The sequence below is a fragment of the Streptomyces spongiicola genome (genome assembly GCF_003122365.1).
GTDB lineage: Bacteria > Actinomycetota > Actinomycetes > Streptomycetales > Streptomycetaceae > Streptomyces > Streptomyces spongiicola.
In genome coordinates this window covers 4,765,725-4,781,306 of record NZ_CP029254.1, presented here as the reverse complement: position 1 = coordinate 4,781,306, position 15,582 = coordinate 4,765,725, and the positions used below count along the sequence as shown (strand labels likewise).

The window sequence follows — 15,582 nt, the reverse complement described above, 5'->3', positions numbered from 1 at the left end:
GCAAGTAGCATCCGGAAGACGTTGTCAGAGAAACCCGATCGGCAGCGTGAGCGACCGTCGAAGGGGAAAGGTGGAGCGCTGTGAGTACCCGTGAGAATCCGTTCCAGCGCATTCGTCTCCCCAGTCGTTTCGCCTTCCGGGGTTCCGCTCGCCGACGATTCGCCCGTGCCGCCGACCAGGCACGGGGGGTCCCGGCCACTCCGGCCCGACCGCCGGAGCCGACTCGCCGGGAAGGGCGACACGAACTCATGACCATGCACGGACGGCTCACCGCCAAGAGCGCCGCCGAGGTCCCTGTGGACAGTCTGGTACGCCTGGTGAGGTCCCATGAGAAGAGCATCACGGGGAGGGCCATGCGTACCCGGGAGGACATCCTGTCCCACACCGCCGCTCCCGGGTACGGGATGAACAACTGGTGCCTGACCGGAGCAGATGACGAGGTGGTCGCCTGGGCGTCGCTGACACCGCGAGGCGACACCCTCGACGGCACGCTGACCGCACTGGCGGGCCGGCACGGCGAGAGCGCGGCGCGGGCTCTGATGTGCCTTCTGCTGGACCGGGCCGACGAGCTCATCGCGCAGCACGGCAGGCGGTTAGGCTTAACCGTGAGCGGTGTGCTCAGCGGCGACCCCGTGGTCCCTCCCGTGCTGAGGCTGGCCGGGTTCGTCCCCGACTTCACGGCGGCTCAGCTCGACATCGACCTGTCGGTACCGCCCCTGCCGCCGCTGCCGCCCGACGAGGGAAGCATCCGGCGGGCCGATGTGTACGACGGCGCTCTGCACGCGGTGCACCTGCGCAGCCGGACCTCGGCTCCCCGGACCGAGGACGCGCGTGCCTTCCGCGCCCGCCTGCGCGAGCTCCGCGAGGCGGGCGGCGCGGCGCTGCTGCTGGAGGTGTCCGGCCGTCCCGCGGGGTACGTCCTGGCACGGGCCGCGGGCTGGGAGGGACGCGTGCTCGAACTCGCCGTCGCCCCCGCCTTCCGGGGACTCGGCATCGGCCTCTCCCTGCTCACCGCAGCCCTCGCCGAACTGCGCGCGGGCGGCTGCGGCCGGGCCCTGGTGACCATGGATACGGGTGATCTGCACGACCACGTGGCGCTCTGCCGCATCCTCGCCGTGCAGGGCGCGTGCGCGGTCACCCGGTACCGCATGCCTACGGAACTGCCGGATTAGTCTCGGCCGACCGCACGCGACGGACCACGGACGGCGCTCCGACCAGCCGCGGACGACGGACCGCACGCGACCGAACGTCCGCACACCGCGTGCGCGGGCCGACGGCGTCCGGAGAGGGGCAGGGCTCCCGACCGAGTCCTGTCCCGGCGTCTGACGCAACGATACCTACTCGCCCCCGGCGTCGAGAACGGCCGTCCGGGCCTCGGTGCGTCTTCGGTAAGTCGGCGCCGTGCGCGGGGGTTCACCCGCGGCGAGGGAACTCTGCGGCCGCCGCCCCCTGCCGGGGTGCCCGGGGGCGGAGATTCAGGGGGGCGCACCGTCCGGGCCCCGGGCGGTACGGCCGCGGGCCCTGGAGCGCCCTGCCGCTTCGGCGGAGGCCGGCGGACTGCCCGGTACGGGGCCGCCGTCCGGACGCGCGGCGTCCGCGGGCAGCGCCGGGGGCGTCCCACCCCCATCGGGGCGGGACGCCCCCGGCCATGGCCGTACGGGCCTCAGGCGCGCGGTGGCGCGGCCAGCCGGGCCGTCAGCGCGACCGCGGTCGTCAGGGCCGCCCAGGAGGTGAGGTCGATCAGCTCCCGGTCGGTCGGGTGGTGGGCGCGGAAGGCGGTGACGTCGGCGCCGGTGGCCTGGTGGGGGGCGAGCGCGGTCAGCAGGGCGAGGCGGGCCGCCGGGTGGTGGGCCGGAGGCAGGGCGGTGAGCGGGGAGTTCAGCCAGGCGCGGCTGATGCCGGGCGGGGTGCCGTCCCAGGTGTCGAGGTGGTCGCCGAGCAGCTCGCGGACCGGTTCGGGCACCCAGTGCGCCGCGCGGTCGACGGCGGCGCGGGCGCGGGCCAGGGCCTGGGCCACCTCCGGGTTGGGCGCGGCCCAGGCCAGCTCCGGCGGGAGCGGGGCGGCGGGCAGCAGGCCGAGGGCGGCGCCGGCTTCGAGGGGGCCCGCGACGGGGCGCATGGTCCGGGCGACGGTGCGCAGGATGGGGCCGCGCAGGCCGGCCGGCGCCCGGTCGGGTACGGGCGAGTCGTCGAGGAAGAGGCCGACCATGCGGTTGAGGTGGTGGAAGGTGAGCGCCACCCCGAGGATCTCCGGTGCCTCTTCGGCGGTGAAGGGGGCCGGGCCGCGGTCGCCCGGCCCGGCCCGCAGCCAGGCGGCCGCGTCGGCGCCCGGTGCCCCGGGCGGGGGCGGCGGCAGGGTCTCCGCGGTGGCCTGGTGGACGTCGACGCAGTACGAGCAGGAGTTGGCCCGGGACACCTCGGTGGCCACGGCCTCCTTGGCCGCACGGTCGACCCGGCTCTCGACCAGCAGGGTCTCGCGCAGCAGCAGCCAGCTCGCCGCGAGCGGGCCCGGGGAGGCGGAGTGCAGCGCCAGCGGCGGTGCGATCACCCCGAACTCCCGCTCGGCCTGGGTGTACACGGCGGCGGTCAGCCCCCGGGCGCGGCCCGGGGCAACGGCCTGCACATGGTGGATGTCGCGCAGTGAGCCCCGCAGTACGGCCCGCACGATCGTCCTCGTCGTCATGGTGGGGTCTCCGTTCGGCGCGCTGACCGGCTACCGGACGATCTCGAGCTGGGCCATCATTCCGGCGACGTTGTGCTCCTGCATGTGGCAGTGGTAGACGTACCGGCCCGGCCAGCCCGTGAAGGTGGCCTGGATCCGCATCCGCTCGCCGGGCCGTACGAGCACGGTGTCCTTGAAGCCCGACTCGCCCGGCAGCGGGGGCCCGCCGTCGCGGTCGAGGACCCGGAACTGCACGAGGTGCAGATGGAAGGTGTGGTCGATGCCGCCGAACTCGGAGTCCACGGTGTCCGCGTTGTAGATCTCCCAGATCTCGCTGGTGCCCTCGGTGATCCGGGCGTCGACACGGTCGGCGTCCCAGGTCAGGTCGTTGATGGCGTACGCCGTCTTGGAGGGGGCGACGCCGAGCTTCATGCGGCGGGTGGTCGGGGAGGCCGGCAGTGGGGGCAGCGTGCGCAGCGTGGAGGGGACGCGGCTGGTGTCGGGGACGCGGCGGGTGACGTCGAAGCGCATCACGGGGCCCTTGGCGTCGGAGAGGACGAGCTTGCTGCCGATCGCGTGCCTGCCGAAGTCGACGACGATCTCGGCGCGTTCGGCGGGTGCGAGGGTGAGCGTGGTACGGGGGACGGGCTCGGGCAGCAGACCGCCGTCCGAGGCGATCTGCACCATCTCCACGCCGCCGAGGTCGAGCCGGAATATCCTGTGGATGGAGGAGTTGAGCAGCCGCAGCCGGTACCCGGCCGCGTCCACCGGGAAGTAGGGCAGCGGGCGGCCGTTGGCCAGCAGCGTGGAGCGGGCCTCGGGGTGCTCGACGTCGAGGATCAGACCGCCGGTGGCGTCGAAGTGGGCGTCGCGCAACATGATCGGGACGTCGTGGCGTCCGCGCGGCAGGCCCAGGCGGCGCTCCTGCGGGCCCTCGACGAGGTAGAAGCCGTGCATGCCGCGGTAGACGTGCTCGGCCTCCATGTGGTGCGTGTGGTCGTGGTACCAGAGCGTGGAGCCGGCCTGCCGGTTGGGGTAGTCGAAGGTGCGCGAGGCGCCGACGGCGATGAGGTCCATCGGGTAGCCGTCGCTCTCCGGGGGGACGTGGCCGCCGTGCAGATGCACGTTGGCGGGCTTGTCGAGCGCGTTGACGTAGGTGACCTGGACCTTGCGGCCGGTCCTGGCCTTGATGGTGGGGCCGACGAAGGTCCCGCCGTAGGTGAGCGCCGCGGTGGTCGTACCCGGCAGGATCTCGACCTGTGCGGGCCGGAGGGCGAGTGTGTAGACGTCGGTGTCGGCGGTCCTGCGGACGGGCGTCGCCACCCGCGGCACGGGCATGCGCACGGTGAACGGCTGGGCGGCCTGCCGGGGCGAGGCCATCGCGGCCCTGCCCATGCGCAGGATGTGCTCGGACGCCGGGTGGGCGTGGGCGTCCGCGGCCGCGGTCGCGGCCGGGCGGCTCGCCACCCGGACGGGCCAGGCCAGGGCGGCACCGGTCGCCACCACGCCACCGGCTCCCAGCAGCACACGTCGCTTGAGCATGTCTTCCCCTCGTCGGTTCACCGGTGCGCGGGACGGCACACCGGGCGTTCCGCGCCCGCGGGCGCGGAGGGCCCGGTCCGATCGTGGCACCGGCGGCCCCCGGGCCCCTTATCCGATCGTGCTCCGTCCGGCTCCCGGAGCGACTTCGGCAGACCAAGCAACGGCAGAGATGCGTTCGTCGGAGAGTAGGCCGAAGGATGGGCCGCCGTGCCGCTCGAAGAGTGTGGCGCCATGAGGGGAGTTGACGGTTCATGCTCGACGTGACGGGCTCTGCGGAGATCGGAAGGCACTACGACGAGCGGGCGCCCATCGGCGACGAGTTCCGCGGCGGCCAGTTGCACATGTGGTACTGGTACGACCGCGACGACGACGCCCCGCTGCCGGAGGCCGTCCACCGCATCACCCGCAAGGTCACCGACGTCCTGGGCCTGCGTCCCGGGGAGCACGTCCTGGATGCCGGGTGCGGTTCGGGTGAGGCGTCGCTGTATCTGGCCCGCCGCCACGGCGTGCGGGTGACGGGCGTGACGGTGAGCGAGTACGAGCTCGACCGGGCCCGCGAGCGGGCCGTGGCCGCGGGCCTCGCCGACGTGGCCGGCTTCGGGTACGGCGACTACATGCGGCTGCCGTTCGAGGACGGGTCCTTCGACGCCGTCCTGGCCCTGGAGTCGCTGCAGAACGCGCCCGACCTCGGGCAGGTGCTCGGGGAGCTGTTCCGGGTGCTGCGGCCGGGCGGCCGGCTCGCCTTCTCGGACTTCAGCCTGGAGAAGGCGGGTGCCGAGCCGGAGCGGGTGGAGCAGTTCATGACGACGCTGAAGCTGCCCGTGCTGCCCACCCTCCCGCAGTGGCTGTCGTATCTGCGTACCGCCGGCTTCGACGTGGAGGAGTACACCCAGTGCGGTCCGCGGGTGTTCGGGATGAAGAGCAAGTACCTCCAGGCCGCGATGGACCGGCGCGAGGGGGTGGCCGGGAAGTTCGGCGAGGCGGACATCGCGGAGTTCTCCCGCCTGCACCGAGGGTTCTTCGCGCCCCGCAGGGACCAGATCGGCTATGTCGTCGCCTGTGCCCGCAAGCCGCGCTGACGACGGTGTTCGCATCGCAGACAGCAATACGGAAGATGCGCCGAAGCCCGTCGGCGGACCAGGATGGCGGTGGACATCCCTGACCCCCCACGTGGAGCGTCCGACGGCCTGTCATGGCCGGTTCGCTCGCCGTGCGGTGGCGCAGCACGAATGAGGAGACCTTTCATGGTGGACACCAACACGGGCATCGAGCGGGGCACCGTGCCGGTCGCGCGGTTGCGCGCCCTGGTAAGCGGCCGGGTCCTGGTGCCCGGCGACGCCGACTACGAGGAGGCGCGCACCGTCTACCTGGGCGGGATGGACCAGCGCCCCGCGGTGATCGTGCAGCCGGCCGACGCCGGGGACGTGGCACGGGTCGTCGCACTGGCCCGGGAGGACGAGCTGCCGCTGGCCGTCAAGGGCGGCGGGCACAGCATGTTCTGCCTCAACGACGGCGGCATCGTGCTCGACACGTCGTCCCTGCGCGACCTGGACATCGACCCCGAGACGCGTACGGCCTGGGCCGGAGCGGGCCTGAACGCCGGCGAGTACTCCAAGGCCGCCGCCGAGCACGGCCTCGTCACCGGCTTCGGCGACACCGGCAGTGTCGGCATCGGCGGAATCACCGTCGGCGGCGGCATCGGCTATCTGGTCCGCAAGTACGGGCTCACCGTCGACGACCTGCTGGCGGCCGAGGTGGTCACCGCAGACGGCCGGCTGCTGCAGGTCGACGCCGAGCACGAGCCCGACCTGTTCTGGGCGATCCGCGGCGGCGGCGGCAACTTCGGCGTGGTGACGCGGCTGAACTTCCGGCTGCACGAGCTGGGCACCGTCACCGGCGGTCTGCTGCTGCTGCCGGCCACCCCGGAGGTCGTCGCCGGCTTCGTCGAGGCGGCGGAGAACGCCCCGGAGGAGCTGTCCACGATCGCCAACGTGATGCCGTCGCCGCCGATGCCGTTCGTGCCCGAGGAACTGCACGGCACGCCCATCGTCCTGGCCATTCTGGTCTACGCGGGCGAGGGCGAGGCGGCCGAGGCGGCTCTCGCGCCGTTCCGCGGGCTGGCGGCGCCGATCGCCGACATGATACAGGCGATGCCGTTCCCGGGCGTCTACCCGCCGGAGGAGGAGGGCTTCCACCCGGTCGCCGCCGCCCGCAGCCTGTTCACGGACAGCTTCGGCGTCGACGACGCGAAGCTGGTCCTGGAACAGATCGCCTCCTCGAGCGCCGCCATGCCGGCGGTCCAGCTGCGGGTGCTCGGCGGCGCGATGGCCCGGGTGCCCGCGGACGCGACCGCGTTCGCGCACCGCGACCGGAAGATCCTCATCAACGTCGCGGCCATGTACCAGGAACCCGAAGAGGCCGAGCTCCACACCCGCTGGGCCGACGAGCTGACCGCGGCGCTGCAGAAGGGCGTACCCGGCGTGTACGTCAACTTCCTCGCCGAGGACAGCGAGGCCCGCATCCGGGAGGCGTACCCGGCGGGGACCTGGGAGCGGCTGCGTGCCGTCAAGCGCGCGTACGACCCGACGAACCTGTTCCGCCGGAACAGCAACATCCCGCCCGCCGACGAGCCGCGCTGACGTCCGGGACCCAGAGAACCATGCGCATCAAGACAGACGGGCAGCGGCAGCCCGACAACGAAAGGACTGGACCGTGACGACAGACACCACGCCCCGGGCGGGGCGCCGGGAGTGGATGGGTCTCGCGATCCTCGCTCTCCCGGCGACGCTCGTCTCCTTCGACATGTTCGTGCTGCTGCTGGCGTTGCCTCAGCTGAGTTCGGACCTGGGGGCGAGCAGCACCCAACAGCTGTGGATCATGGACATCTACGGGTTCATGGTCGGCGGCTTCCTCGTCACCATGGGCACCCTCGGCGACCGCATCGGCCGCCGCCGCCTGCTGCTCATCGGCGCCGTGGTCTTCGGACTCGCCTCGCTCCTCGCCGCCTTCTCCACCACACCCGAGATGCTCATCGCCGCCCGCACCCTCCTCGGCATCTCCGGCGCCACCCTCGCACCCTCCACCCTCGCCCTCATCAGCAACATGTTCCGCGACCCCAAGCAGATGGGCACCGCCATCGGCATCTGGGCGGGCAGCTTCTCCATCGGCGCCATCATCGGCCCCATCGCAGGCGGCGCACTCCTCAACCACTTCTGGTGGGGCTCCGTCTTCCTCATCGGCGTCCCCGTCATGATCCTCCTCCTGATCCTCGGCCCCACCCTCCTGCCCGAATACAAAGCACCCGACGCCGGCCGCCTCGACCTCCCCAGCGTCGCCCTCTCCCTCGCCGCCGTCCTCCCCTTCATCTACGGACTCAAAGAAGCCGCCCGCCAAGGACCCGAACCCCTCCCCCTCACCGCCCTCATCACCGGCATCCTCATCGCCATCCTCTTCGTCCGCCGACAGAAAACCCTCAAAGACCCCCTCCTCGACCTCACCCTGTTCTCCAACAAGGCGCTGAGCGGCGCCCTGGTCAGCCTGCTGGCCTTCAGCATGCTCGGTGGCGCGAGCCTGCTGTTCCTCGGTCAGTTCTTCCAGCTCGTCTCCGGGCTGACGCCGTTGCAGGCGGGCCTGGCGCTGGTGCCGGGTCTGGTCGTGTCCATCGCGGGCATGTCGCTCGCCCCGGCTCTGGCGCGTACGATCCGGCCCGCGTATCTCATCGCGGGCGGCCTGGTGCTCTCGATCGTCGGCTACCTGCTGTACTTCCTGGCGGAGGCCGACTCCAGCCCGGCGCTGCTGATGGCCGGCTTCGCCCTGGCGAGCCTGGGCGGCGGTCCGCTGGTGTCGCTCGGCACCAACCTGGTCGTCGGCTCCGCCCCGCCGGAGAAGGCCGGTTCGGCCGCCTCGCTCTCCCAGACCAGCAACGAGTTCGGCGCCGGTCTGGGCATCGCCGTCGTCGGCACCCTGGGGATGGCCGTCTACCGCGACGAGATCTCCGACGCCATGCCGGACGGTCTGCCCGCCGGTGCGGTCGCCGCGGTCGAGGAGAGCCTCGCGGGCGCCGTGTCGGAGGCCGCGAGGCTGTCCGGCGGCGCGGGTGACGCGCTGCTGTCCGCCGCCCGGGGGGCGTTCGCCAGCGGGGTCAGCGCCGTGGGCCTGACGGCGATGATCCTCATGAGTGTCATCGTCGTCACCGTCATCGTGCTGCTGCGGCAGGTCCCCGCCTTCGGCGCCCCGCAGGGCGGCGGCGGTCAGGGCCCGGATGCGCCGGGCGACCCGTCCGCGGAGCAGTCCGGCGAGCAGTCCGGCGAGCAGGAGGCACCCCTCCCCTCGACCACGGGCTGACCCGTACCGCGACGACACCGTGGAGGCCGTGGCTGACGCCGCGGCCTCCTTCCCTTTCCCGAGAGGAACCAGTCCGTGACGACAGACACCACGCCCCGGGCGGGGCGCCGGGAGTGGATGGGTCTCGCGATCCTGACGCTGCCCACCCTTCTCGTCTCGTTCGACGTGTTCGCCATACTGCTGGCGTTGCCTCAGCTGAGTTCGGACCTGGGGGCGAGCAGCACCCAGCAGTTGTGGATCATGGACATCTACGGGTTCATGGTCGGCGGCTTCCTCGTCACCATGGGCACCCTCGGCGACCGCATCGGCCGCCGCCGCCTGCTGCTCATCGGCGCCGTGGTCTTCGGACTCGCCTCGCTCCTCGCCGCCTTCTCCACCACACCCGAGATGCTCATCGCCGCCCGCACCCTCCTCGGCATCTCCGGCGCCACCCTCGCACCCTCCACCCTCGCCCTCATCAGCAACATGTTCCGCGACCCCAAGCAGATGGGCACCGCCATCGGCATCTGGGCGGGCAGCTTCTCCATCGGCGCCATCATCGGCCCCATCGCAGGCGGCGCACTCCTCAACCACTTCTGGTGGGGCTCCGTCTTCCTCATCGGCGTCCCCGTCATGATCCTCCTCCTGATCCTCGGCCCCACCCTCCTGCCCGAATACAAAGCACCCGACGCCGGCCGCCTCGACCTCCCCAGCGTCGCCCTCTCCCTCGCCGCCGTCCTCCCCTTCATCTACGGACTCAAAGAAGCCGCCCGCCAAGGACCCGAACCCCTCCCCCTCACCGCCCTCATCACCGGCATCCTCATCGCCATCCTCTTCGTCCGCCGACAGAAAACCCTCAAAGACCCCCTCCTCGACCTCACCCTGTTCGGCGATGCCTCCTTCAGCACGGCGCTGGTGAGCATGCTCTTCTACAGCATGCTGACCGGCACGACGATGCTGTTCCTCACCCAGTACTTCCAGGCGGTCGACGGAATGACCCCGCTGGCGGCCGGGCTCGGGCTGCTGCCGGGCATGGCCGGGTCGATCGCGGGCATCACCCTCGCCCCGGTCCTGGCCCGCAGGATCAGGCCCGCGTATCTCATCGCGGGCGGCCTCGCCGTGGTGGTCGTCGGCTTCGTCCTGCTGTTCCAGGCCGACGCGGCGTCCGGGACCGCCTGGCTGATCGCGGGATGGGCGCTGAACGGGATCGGGGGCGGTCCGCTGGTGTCGCTCGGCACCAACCTGGTCGTCGGCTCCGCCCCGCCGGAGAAGGCCGGTTCGGCCGCCTCGCTCTCCCAGACCAGCAACGAGTTCGGCTACGGCCTGGGCATCGCCGTCGTCGGCACCCTCGGCACCGCCGTGTACCGCCACGAGATGGCCGGGGCCCTGCCCGCTGGTCTGCCCGCCGGAGTGGCGGACGCCGCCCGGGAGAGCGTCGCGGGCGCCGTGGCCGCGGGCAGGGCGCTGCCGGAGGGGCTCGCCGCGCGGGTCCTCGGCCCGGCCGCCGAGGCGTTCACGACCGGTATGCACACGGTCGTGGCCCTCACCGCCGTCCTTCTCTCGGGCCTGGCCGTGCTGGTCGCGCGTGTGCTGCGCCATGTGCCGCCGCTCGGCGGGGCGGCACACACCGTGCCCACCGGGCCCGAGTCGGGGGACGGGGACGGGGACGGACCTGGGAACGGGCCCGGGGACGGCACCGACGCGCGCGCCGAGCCGGCCGCCGTCACGGCCTCCGGGGGCTGACAGCCCCTCATGGTGCCTGTCGCCCGGTCCCGCGGACGGCGAGACCGGGCGGCACGCACCGTACGAGCGGTTCAGACCAGGGACGGCCGCCGCTCCTCGGCCGGCTCGGCGCTCCCGACGATCCGTACCGGGACCGGCCCCGCCGCCTGCATCGCCTGAGCGACACGGACTGCCCTGCGCCGGGAGGTGCCGAAGCGCCGCATCACCGGGCGCTCGACCAGTGTGAAGAGCAGCCACGACACCAGCAGGGTCGCGGCGAACAGCAGGGCGAGCGTGCCGACGGCCCTCAAGGTGCCCCAGCTCTCGCCGAAGCCCAGGAGGCGATGGCCGTAGCCGAGGACGAGCTGGTGGGTGAGGTAGAGGGCGAAGGACACCTCGCCCAGCCTGACCATGCCCCGGTCGGAGAACCAGGTGCGGCGGCCTTCCGTGTCCGCGCGGGCGGCGGCGGCGATGAGCAGGCCCAGCGGAACGAGCATGACGGCCACCAGGTGGTGGGAGGGCGGGAAGTACGGGGCGACGACATACGCGGCGACGGTGAGGAGCAGCGCGCTGCCGAAGCCGAGCGGCAGGCGGCGTCCCTCGGCGACGATGCGTGCCAGGATGATCCCGAAGACGAAGTCTAGGAGCCGGGTCGCCGGGAACTGGTAGACGAACCACATCTCCGCGGAGCTGATGTCCACCATCGGGATCGGCGATTGGTCCGGCAGGAAGCGGGCGAGGAACGGCACGGCGAAGACGAGGGCCACCACGGCACCGGCCGCCGCCCACAACCGCTCGGGCCGGATGCGGCTGATCAGCCGCAGCAGGAGCGGGAAGAGCGCGTAGAAGAGCAGTTCGCAGGAGAGCGACCAGGCCACGCCGTTGAAGCTGCCGCGGACGAAGATGTCCGGGGACCAGGACTGCAGCAGAAGGACCTGGAGGAGCGCGGTCCCGCCGTCGAAGGGCATGCCGGCCACCTGGACCAGGAGCACCGCCGCGACGACGAACGTGAGCAGGTGGAGCGGGTAGATCTTGAAGAAGCGGCGGCGCAGGAAGGCCGGGGCGGTGTCGTCGGCACGTGCCGACCAGGCGAGGACGAAACCGCTGAGGATGAAGAAGAAGCCGACGCCGGTCCAGCCGCCCTGGTAGACGGCCGACTCGAAGACGGACGCGCTGTCCGGGTCGGCGAAGAAGCCCTGGTAGTTGGCGTGGAAGAAGAAGACCAGCGCGGCGGCGACGAACCGCATCCCGGTCAGCGCAGGAAGCCGGGACGGCGCTTCGGCGGTGCCGCTCCCGGGTCTCTTCGGTCGGTCTGTCATGGGGCTCGCTTTCCCGTGCGTCTGGCCGGATCAGATCCCCGCGAGGGTGCCAACTCCCCTTTCTGCCAGGCATCTTCGAAATTGCCTGATGTGCGGTCAGGCCGCCCTCCAGGCGGGAACCGGACCATGACCGCACTCCAGGAGATGCGTCACGTGCAGCCCGATGCCGACCATGGCCCGTGCGGGCCGAACCGGGCCGCCGCGGCGATGACGATGGGGAGGCGGACGTGCCTGTTCAGGACAACTGGGATCTGATGGTCCGACGGGACGACCTCACGGCGGCCGAGGTACGGCAGGCTCCGGCGGCCCCACTGCGTCCGGGTGAGGTGCGGCTGGCGGCGGAGAGGTTCGCCCTGACCGCCATCACGGCCACCTATGCCCGTCTGGGCGAGTCGGAACTCCCCTTCTTCGACGCCTTCGCCGGCCCGGAGGGCTATGGTCGCGTCCCGACCTGGGGCTACGCCCGGGTCGAGGAGTCGCGCCGCCCCGAGATCCCCGTCGGAGCCCGCTACTTCGGCTTCCTGCCCTTGTCGACGCATGTCACCCTCGCCGCCGAGCCGACCGAGCGGGGCTTCGACGACGTCGCGCCCGAGCGCGACTTTCTGCATCCGTGGTACCGCGGCTATCTGCGCGTCGGGGAACTCGACCCGCAGGACGACCACCGGCTGCTGCTCAAGCCGCTCTACCCGGCGTCCTTCAACCTCGCCGAGTTCCTCGTGCGCGAGCACCCCACGGCCGCCGTCCTGATCACCAGCGCCTCCAGCAAGACCGCCGTGGGACTGGCCGCGCTGCTGTCCCGCCAGGAGGGCATCACCACGCTCGGGGTGACCTCCCAGGGCAACCTCGGCTTCGTCCGGGGCCTGGGGCACTACGACATGGTGACCACCTATGACGAGCCGGCCTGGGGCGAGGTCCCCGAGCCCGTCGTACTCGTCGACTTCACCGGCGAGGCCGGGCGGTTGTTCTCCGTGTACGAGCGGCTCGGCACCGCGCTGAAGGACGCGCTGCTCGTGGGTTACACCCACCCCGGCGCCGAGATCGAACCGCCGGAGGGACTGACCGCCCCCGAGCCGTGGATCTTCTTCACACCGTCCGAGGAGCAGCGGCTCATCGAGAAGGAGGGCGAGGACGCCTACCGGACCCGCTACCAGCAGGCCGAGAACGCCCTCGTAGAGAACGCCCGGTCATGGCTCTCGATCACCCGGCGGTCCGGGCCGGAGGCCCTCGTCGACACATACCGGTTACTGATCGCCGGCGGACTCCCCGCGCACACGGGCACCGTGGTCGCCCCGCGCTGACCCGTCTCCTCCGTCGTCCGCCACCTCCGTGACCCGTCTTCTCCGTGACCCGTCTTCTCCGTGACCCGTCTTCTCCGACATCCGCCTCCTCCGTGATCCGTCCGCCGAACGGGAGCACCCCGCCGTGACCCAGACCCAGAGCGCAGAAAGACCCCTCCCCCCGACCGAAGGAGCCCCGCCGATCCGCGCGGACGGTCCGGCGACCGGATCGTCCGCCCGGAACGGTCGCCCGGTCCGCCGGGGCTGGTTCGGCCGCAACTACATCATCCCGCTGGCCGTGGCCGCCGCGGCCTACCTGCTGTACCAGCTGCCGCCGTACCTGACACTGGACCCGTCCCGTACGCACATCGCCTCGCAGTTCCCCCTGCACTACGCGATCCTGGCCGCGCACGTGCTGACCGGTGGGGTGACGATGGTGACGCTCGTCCTCCAGCTCTGGCCGTGGCTGCGCCGCAACCACCCGGCGGTGCACCGCTGGAGCGGTCTGCTCTACGTGTTCGGCGGGGCGCTTCCCTCGGCACTGCTGGCGCTGGTCCTGTTCCCGTTCGCCTTCAAGCCGGGCAGCGTGGCCGTGCTGATGTCGGGGATCCTGTGGGCGGTGACCTCGGTGGTCGGCTGGGTCCGGGCACGGCAGGGACGGTACGCCGAGCACCGCCGCTGGATGCTGTACAGCTTCGCGATCGTCTGGGGCCAGACCGTCTGGGGCTTCGTCATCGGCATGGCGCTCTTCAGCCTGCCGGTCGCCGTCGACGTCACATACGTCTCGGAGGCGGCCCGATGGGTCGGCTGGGTCGGCAACCTCCTCCTCGTCCACTGGTGGATCGAGCGGACCGGGCGCCGCGGCCAGGACCGGATGTACGGCGGCCGCCGTTCCCGGTCCCCCGAGCCCGCCGGGTGAGCTTCGACCGCAAGGCGGACGCGTAGTGGCGCGTGTTCGCGGGCGCCTTGGGTGTTCCGTCCCGTGAACCCCGCGGGCGCGCGACGACGGCCGCGTGGTCGTCTCGGCTGCGCGGTCGTCTCGGCCGCGCGGGTAGCGTGCGCGCCGTGGTGTGACCGCCGGGTCGAGGTCGCCGGCCGGCCCTGTGCCGTGGGTGTACGACGCGGGGCCGGCGGATGCGTCCGGCCGGCGGCCCTTCGCCGCCGGCCGGCCCCGGTCAGCGGACGGCGGAGCAGCCGGGGGCGATGTCGCCGCGGAACAGTCCCTCGGGGTCGACCCGCGCGCGCACCCGGTCGGCGGCCAGGACGGCGTCGGCGTCGAGGTGCCCCTGGGGCTGTTCGAGGCTCGCGACGAACGTGGGGGCGGTCCGGCCGGTGTCCCAGGGGCTCAGCGCGCGGCGTACGTCCGCGCAGTGGGCGCGGATCTCCTCCTCCGGGCCGCCGAACCCCGGTACGCCGGCACCGGAGTAGGCGAAGCGCGCGTCCAGGTGCCCGAGGGCCCCGGCCCCGGGTGCGGGGGTGCTCAGGCCGCCGCCGAGCTGGCGCAGCTCGGCGACGGTGAGCGCGCAGTGGGGGCGGTCCACGGTGGCGTGCAGAAACGCGGCGACGCCCTCGTCGCCGAGTTCGCGCAGGAGCAGGTGGTCGCCGAGGACGGGAACCGGCTCGGGCGGGTCCATGTGCGTCTCGGGCACGGCGAGCGGGCCGGCCTCGTGCCAGGTGTCCATCAGCGGGTCGGCGAGCGCGCGCAGCGGGGCGAGCAGTTCGCCGGCCTGCCGTCGGGCTCCGGCGAGGTCGTCGCCGCCCGGGGCGACGACGACACCGTCCAGGCACAGGACGGGCCCGGCGCTGAGGACCGCGGGCACCTCGGGGAGTTCGGGCAGGTTCATCACCCGGACGGACGTGGTCGCCTCGCGGGGGGCCCGCTCGGTCCATGCCCGCCACCGGGGCAGCAGCCGGGCGGCCTGCGCGGCCGGCCAGAAGGCGGCTCCGGTGACGACGCCCGTCACCGGGAAGAGGGCGACCTCGACGGCGGTGACGACGCCGAATCCGCCGCCGCCGCCGCGGAGCGCCCAGAAGAGTTCCGGGTCGCTGTCCGCGTCGACCCGGCGCTGTTCGCCGTCGGCCGTGACGAGTTCGACCGCGCGGACGCTGTTGACGGCGAGGCCGGTGTGGCGGGCGTACATGCTCAGGCCGCCGCCCAGCAGGTAGCCGACGGCGCCGACGGCCGGCGAGGAGCCGTGCGGCGCGGCCAGTCCGTACGGGGCGGCGGCCTCGACGACCGCGCCCCAGCGGGTACCGGCGGGAATCCTGGCGATCCGGCGCCGCGGGTCGATCTCGACGCCGCCGGCCGGTTCGGTGCGGATGAGCAGCGCGTCCCGCATGGGGCGGGCGGTCGCGGAGGCGTGGCCGGTCGTGTGCACCCGCACCCCCAGTCCCCGGGCGCGGGCACGGGTGACCGCGGCGCGGATCTCCGCGGTGGAGCGCGCGGTGACGGCCGCCGCGGGGGCCACGGGGGCGAAGAGGTTGAACACCCGGGTGGCCGCCTCGTAGGCCGCCTCCCCGCGCCGCGCGAAGTCCGCGGGGTGCTCGTCGAGGGTGGTCATGGGTGGTTCCTCCACGGGTGGTGGGTGCCGGGAAGGCCGGCCCGCCCACCCGGGCGGGGGTGCGGGCCGGCCGTGCCGTGGGACGGGCGGTGCCGGTGCCGCGTCAGGCGGGGTCTGCCCGTCGGCGGCGGCGCGGAGCGGCGTCCGGTGCGGTGCGTCGCGAGGCGCCGGGTCGG

At 72.8% G+C, this 15,582-nt stretch carries 11 protein-coding genes; 7 read left to right on the top strand and 4 right to left on the bottom strand.

The genetic code is table 11. The annotated features are described in order from the left end of the window. The first annotated feature begins 248 nt into the window (after nucleotides 1-248). Nucleotides 249-1,172, top strand: coding sequence for a GNAT family N-acetyltransferase (locus DDQ41_RS21055; RefSeq protein ID WP_109295879.1), 924 nt, complete (start codon nucleotides 249-251; stop codon nucleotides 1,170-1,172). A gap of 491 nt (nucleotides 1,173-1,663) precedes the next feature. On the opposite strand, the gene DDQ41_RS21050 is transcribed toward DDQ41_RS21055, so the two are convergent. Continuing rightward, nucleotides 1,664-2,683, bottom strand: a complete 1,020-nt coding sequence (locus DDQ41_RS21050) for a carboxymuconolactone decarboxylase family protein (RefSeq protein ID WP_109295878.1) — start codon at nucleotides 2,681-2,683, stop codon at nucleotides 1,664-1,666. 30 nt (nucleotides 2,684-2,713) lie between these two features. Beyond that, nucleotides 2,714-4,204, bottom strand: a complete 1,491-nt coding sequence (locus DDQ41_RS21045) for a multicopper oxidase family protein (protein ID WP_109295877.1) — start codon at nucleotides 4,202-4,204, stop codon at nucleotides 2,714-2,716. Between the two features lie 251 nt (nucleotides 4,205-4,455). On the opposite strand from DDQ41_RS21045, the gene DDQ41_RS21040 reads away from it, so the two are divergent. The 4 genes from DDQ41_RS21040 to DDQ41_RS21025 all read left to right on the top strand — a co-directional run bounded on the left by DDQ41_RS21040 (nucleotide 4,456) and on the right by DDQ41_RS21025 (nucleotide 10,270). Then, the gene (locus DDQ41_RS21040; RefSeq protein ID WP_109295876.1) at nucleotides 4,456-5,283 is read left to right on the top strand and encodes an SAM-dependent methyltransferase; all 828 of its coding nucleotides are present in this window, start codon (nucleotides 4,456-4,458) and stop codon (nucleotides 5,281-5,283) included. A 165-nt stretch (nucleotides 5,284-5,448) separates the two neighbouring features. Then, entirely contained in the window at nucleotides 5,449-6,843 is a 1,395-nt protein-coding gene (locus DDQ41_RS21035) for an FAD-binding oxidoreductase (protein WP_109295875.1), read from the top strand. A 115-nt stretch (nucleotides 6,844-6,958) separates the two neighbouring features. Continuing rightward, complete coding sequence (locus DDQ41_RS21030) at nucleotides 6,959-8,548, top strand: MFS transporter (protein ID WP_109295874.1); 1,590 nt, start codon at nucleotides 6,959-6,961, stop codon at nucleotides 8,546-8,548. A gap of 75 nt (nucleotides 8,549-8,623) precedes the next feature. After that, the gene (locus DDQ41_RS21025; RefSeq protein ID WP_262508521.1) at nucleotides 8,624-10,270 is read left to right on the top strand and encodes an MFS transporter; all 1,647 of its coding nucleotides are present in this window, start codon (nucleotides 8,624-8,626) and stop codon (nucleotides 10,268-10,270) included. A gap of 71 nt (nucleotides 10,271-10,341) precedes the next feature. Here DDQ41_RS21025 and DDQ41_RS21020 read toward each other — a convergent pair whose 3' ends face one another. Further along, nucleotides 10,342-11,568 (bottom strand): acyltransferase family protein, encoded by a 1,227-nt coding sequence (locus tag DDQ41_RS21020; protein WP_109295872.1) that lies wholly within the window; start codon nucleotides 11,566-11,568, stop codon nucleotides 10,342-10,344. Nucleotides 11,569-11,795: 227 nt separating this feature from the next. Here DDQ41_RS21020 and DDQ41_RS21015 point away from each other — a divergent pair, with 227 nt between their 5' ends. Next, on the top strand, nucleotides 11,796-12,866 hold the full coding sequence (locus DDQ41_RS21015) for a DUF2855 family protein (RefSeq protein WP_109295871.1): 1,071 nt from the start codon (nucleotides 11,796-11,798) through the stop codon (nucleotides 12,864-12,866). 124 nt (nucleotides 12,867-12,990) lie between these two features. Further along, nucleotides 12,991-13,764 carry a DUF2306 domain-containing protein gene (locus DDQ41_RS21010; protein ID WP_217364447.1) on the top strand — a complete coding sequence of 258 codons (774 nt, stop codon included), beginning with the start codon at nucleotides 12,991-12,993 and terminating at the stop codon, nucleotides 13,762-13,764. Between the two features lie 256 nt (nucleotides 13,765-14,020). On the opposite strand, the gene DDQ41_RS21005 is transcribed toward DDQ41_RS21010, so the two are convergent. Further along, a complete protein-coding gene (locus DDQ41_RS21005) occupies nucleotides 14,021-15,406 on the bottom strand; it encodes an FAD-binding oxidoreductase (protein ID WP_109295870.1) in 1,386 nt (461 codons plus the stop codon). Between the last annotated feature and the right edge of the window lie 176 nt (nucleotides 15,407-15,582).

Coding starts and splice junctions, on each gene's coding strand:
- DDQ41_RS21055 (WP_109295879.1), top strand. CDS start 249: ATGACCATGCACGGACGGCTCACCGCCAAGAGCGCCGCCGAGGTCCCT.
- DDQ41_RS21050 (WP_109295878.1), bottom strand. CDS start 2,683: ATGACGACGAGGACGATCGTGCGGGCCGTACTGCGGGGCTCACTGCGC.
- DDQ41_RS21045 (WP_109295877.1), bottom strand. CDS start 4,204: ATGCTCAAGCGACGTGTGCTGCTGGGAGCCGGTGGCGTGGTGGCGACC.
- DDQ41_RS21040 (WP_109295876.1), top strand. CDS start 4,456: ATGCTCGACGTGACGGGCTCTGCGGAGATCGGAAGGCACTACGACGAG.
- DDQ41_RS21035 (WP_109295875.1), top strand. CDS start 5,449: ATGGTGGACACCAACACGGGCATCGAGCGGGGCACCGTGCCGGTCGCG.
- DDQ41_RS21030 (WP_109295874.1), top strand. CDS start 6,959: ATGGGTCTCGCGATCCTCGCTCTCCCGGCGACGCTCGTCTCCTTCGAC.
- DDQ41_RS21020 (WP_109295872.1), bottom strand. CDS start 11,568: ATGACAGACCGACCGAAGAGACCCGGGAGCGGCACCGCCGAAGCGCCG.
- DDQ41_RS21005 (WP_109295870.1), bottom strand. CDS start 15,406: ATGACCACCCTCGACGAGCACCCCGCGGACTTCGCGCGGCGCGGGGAG.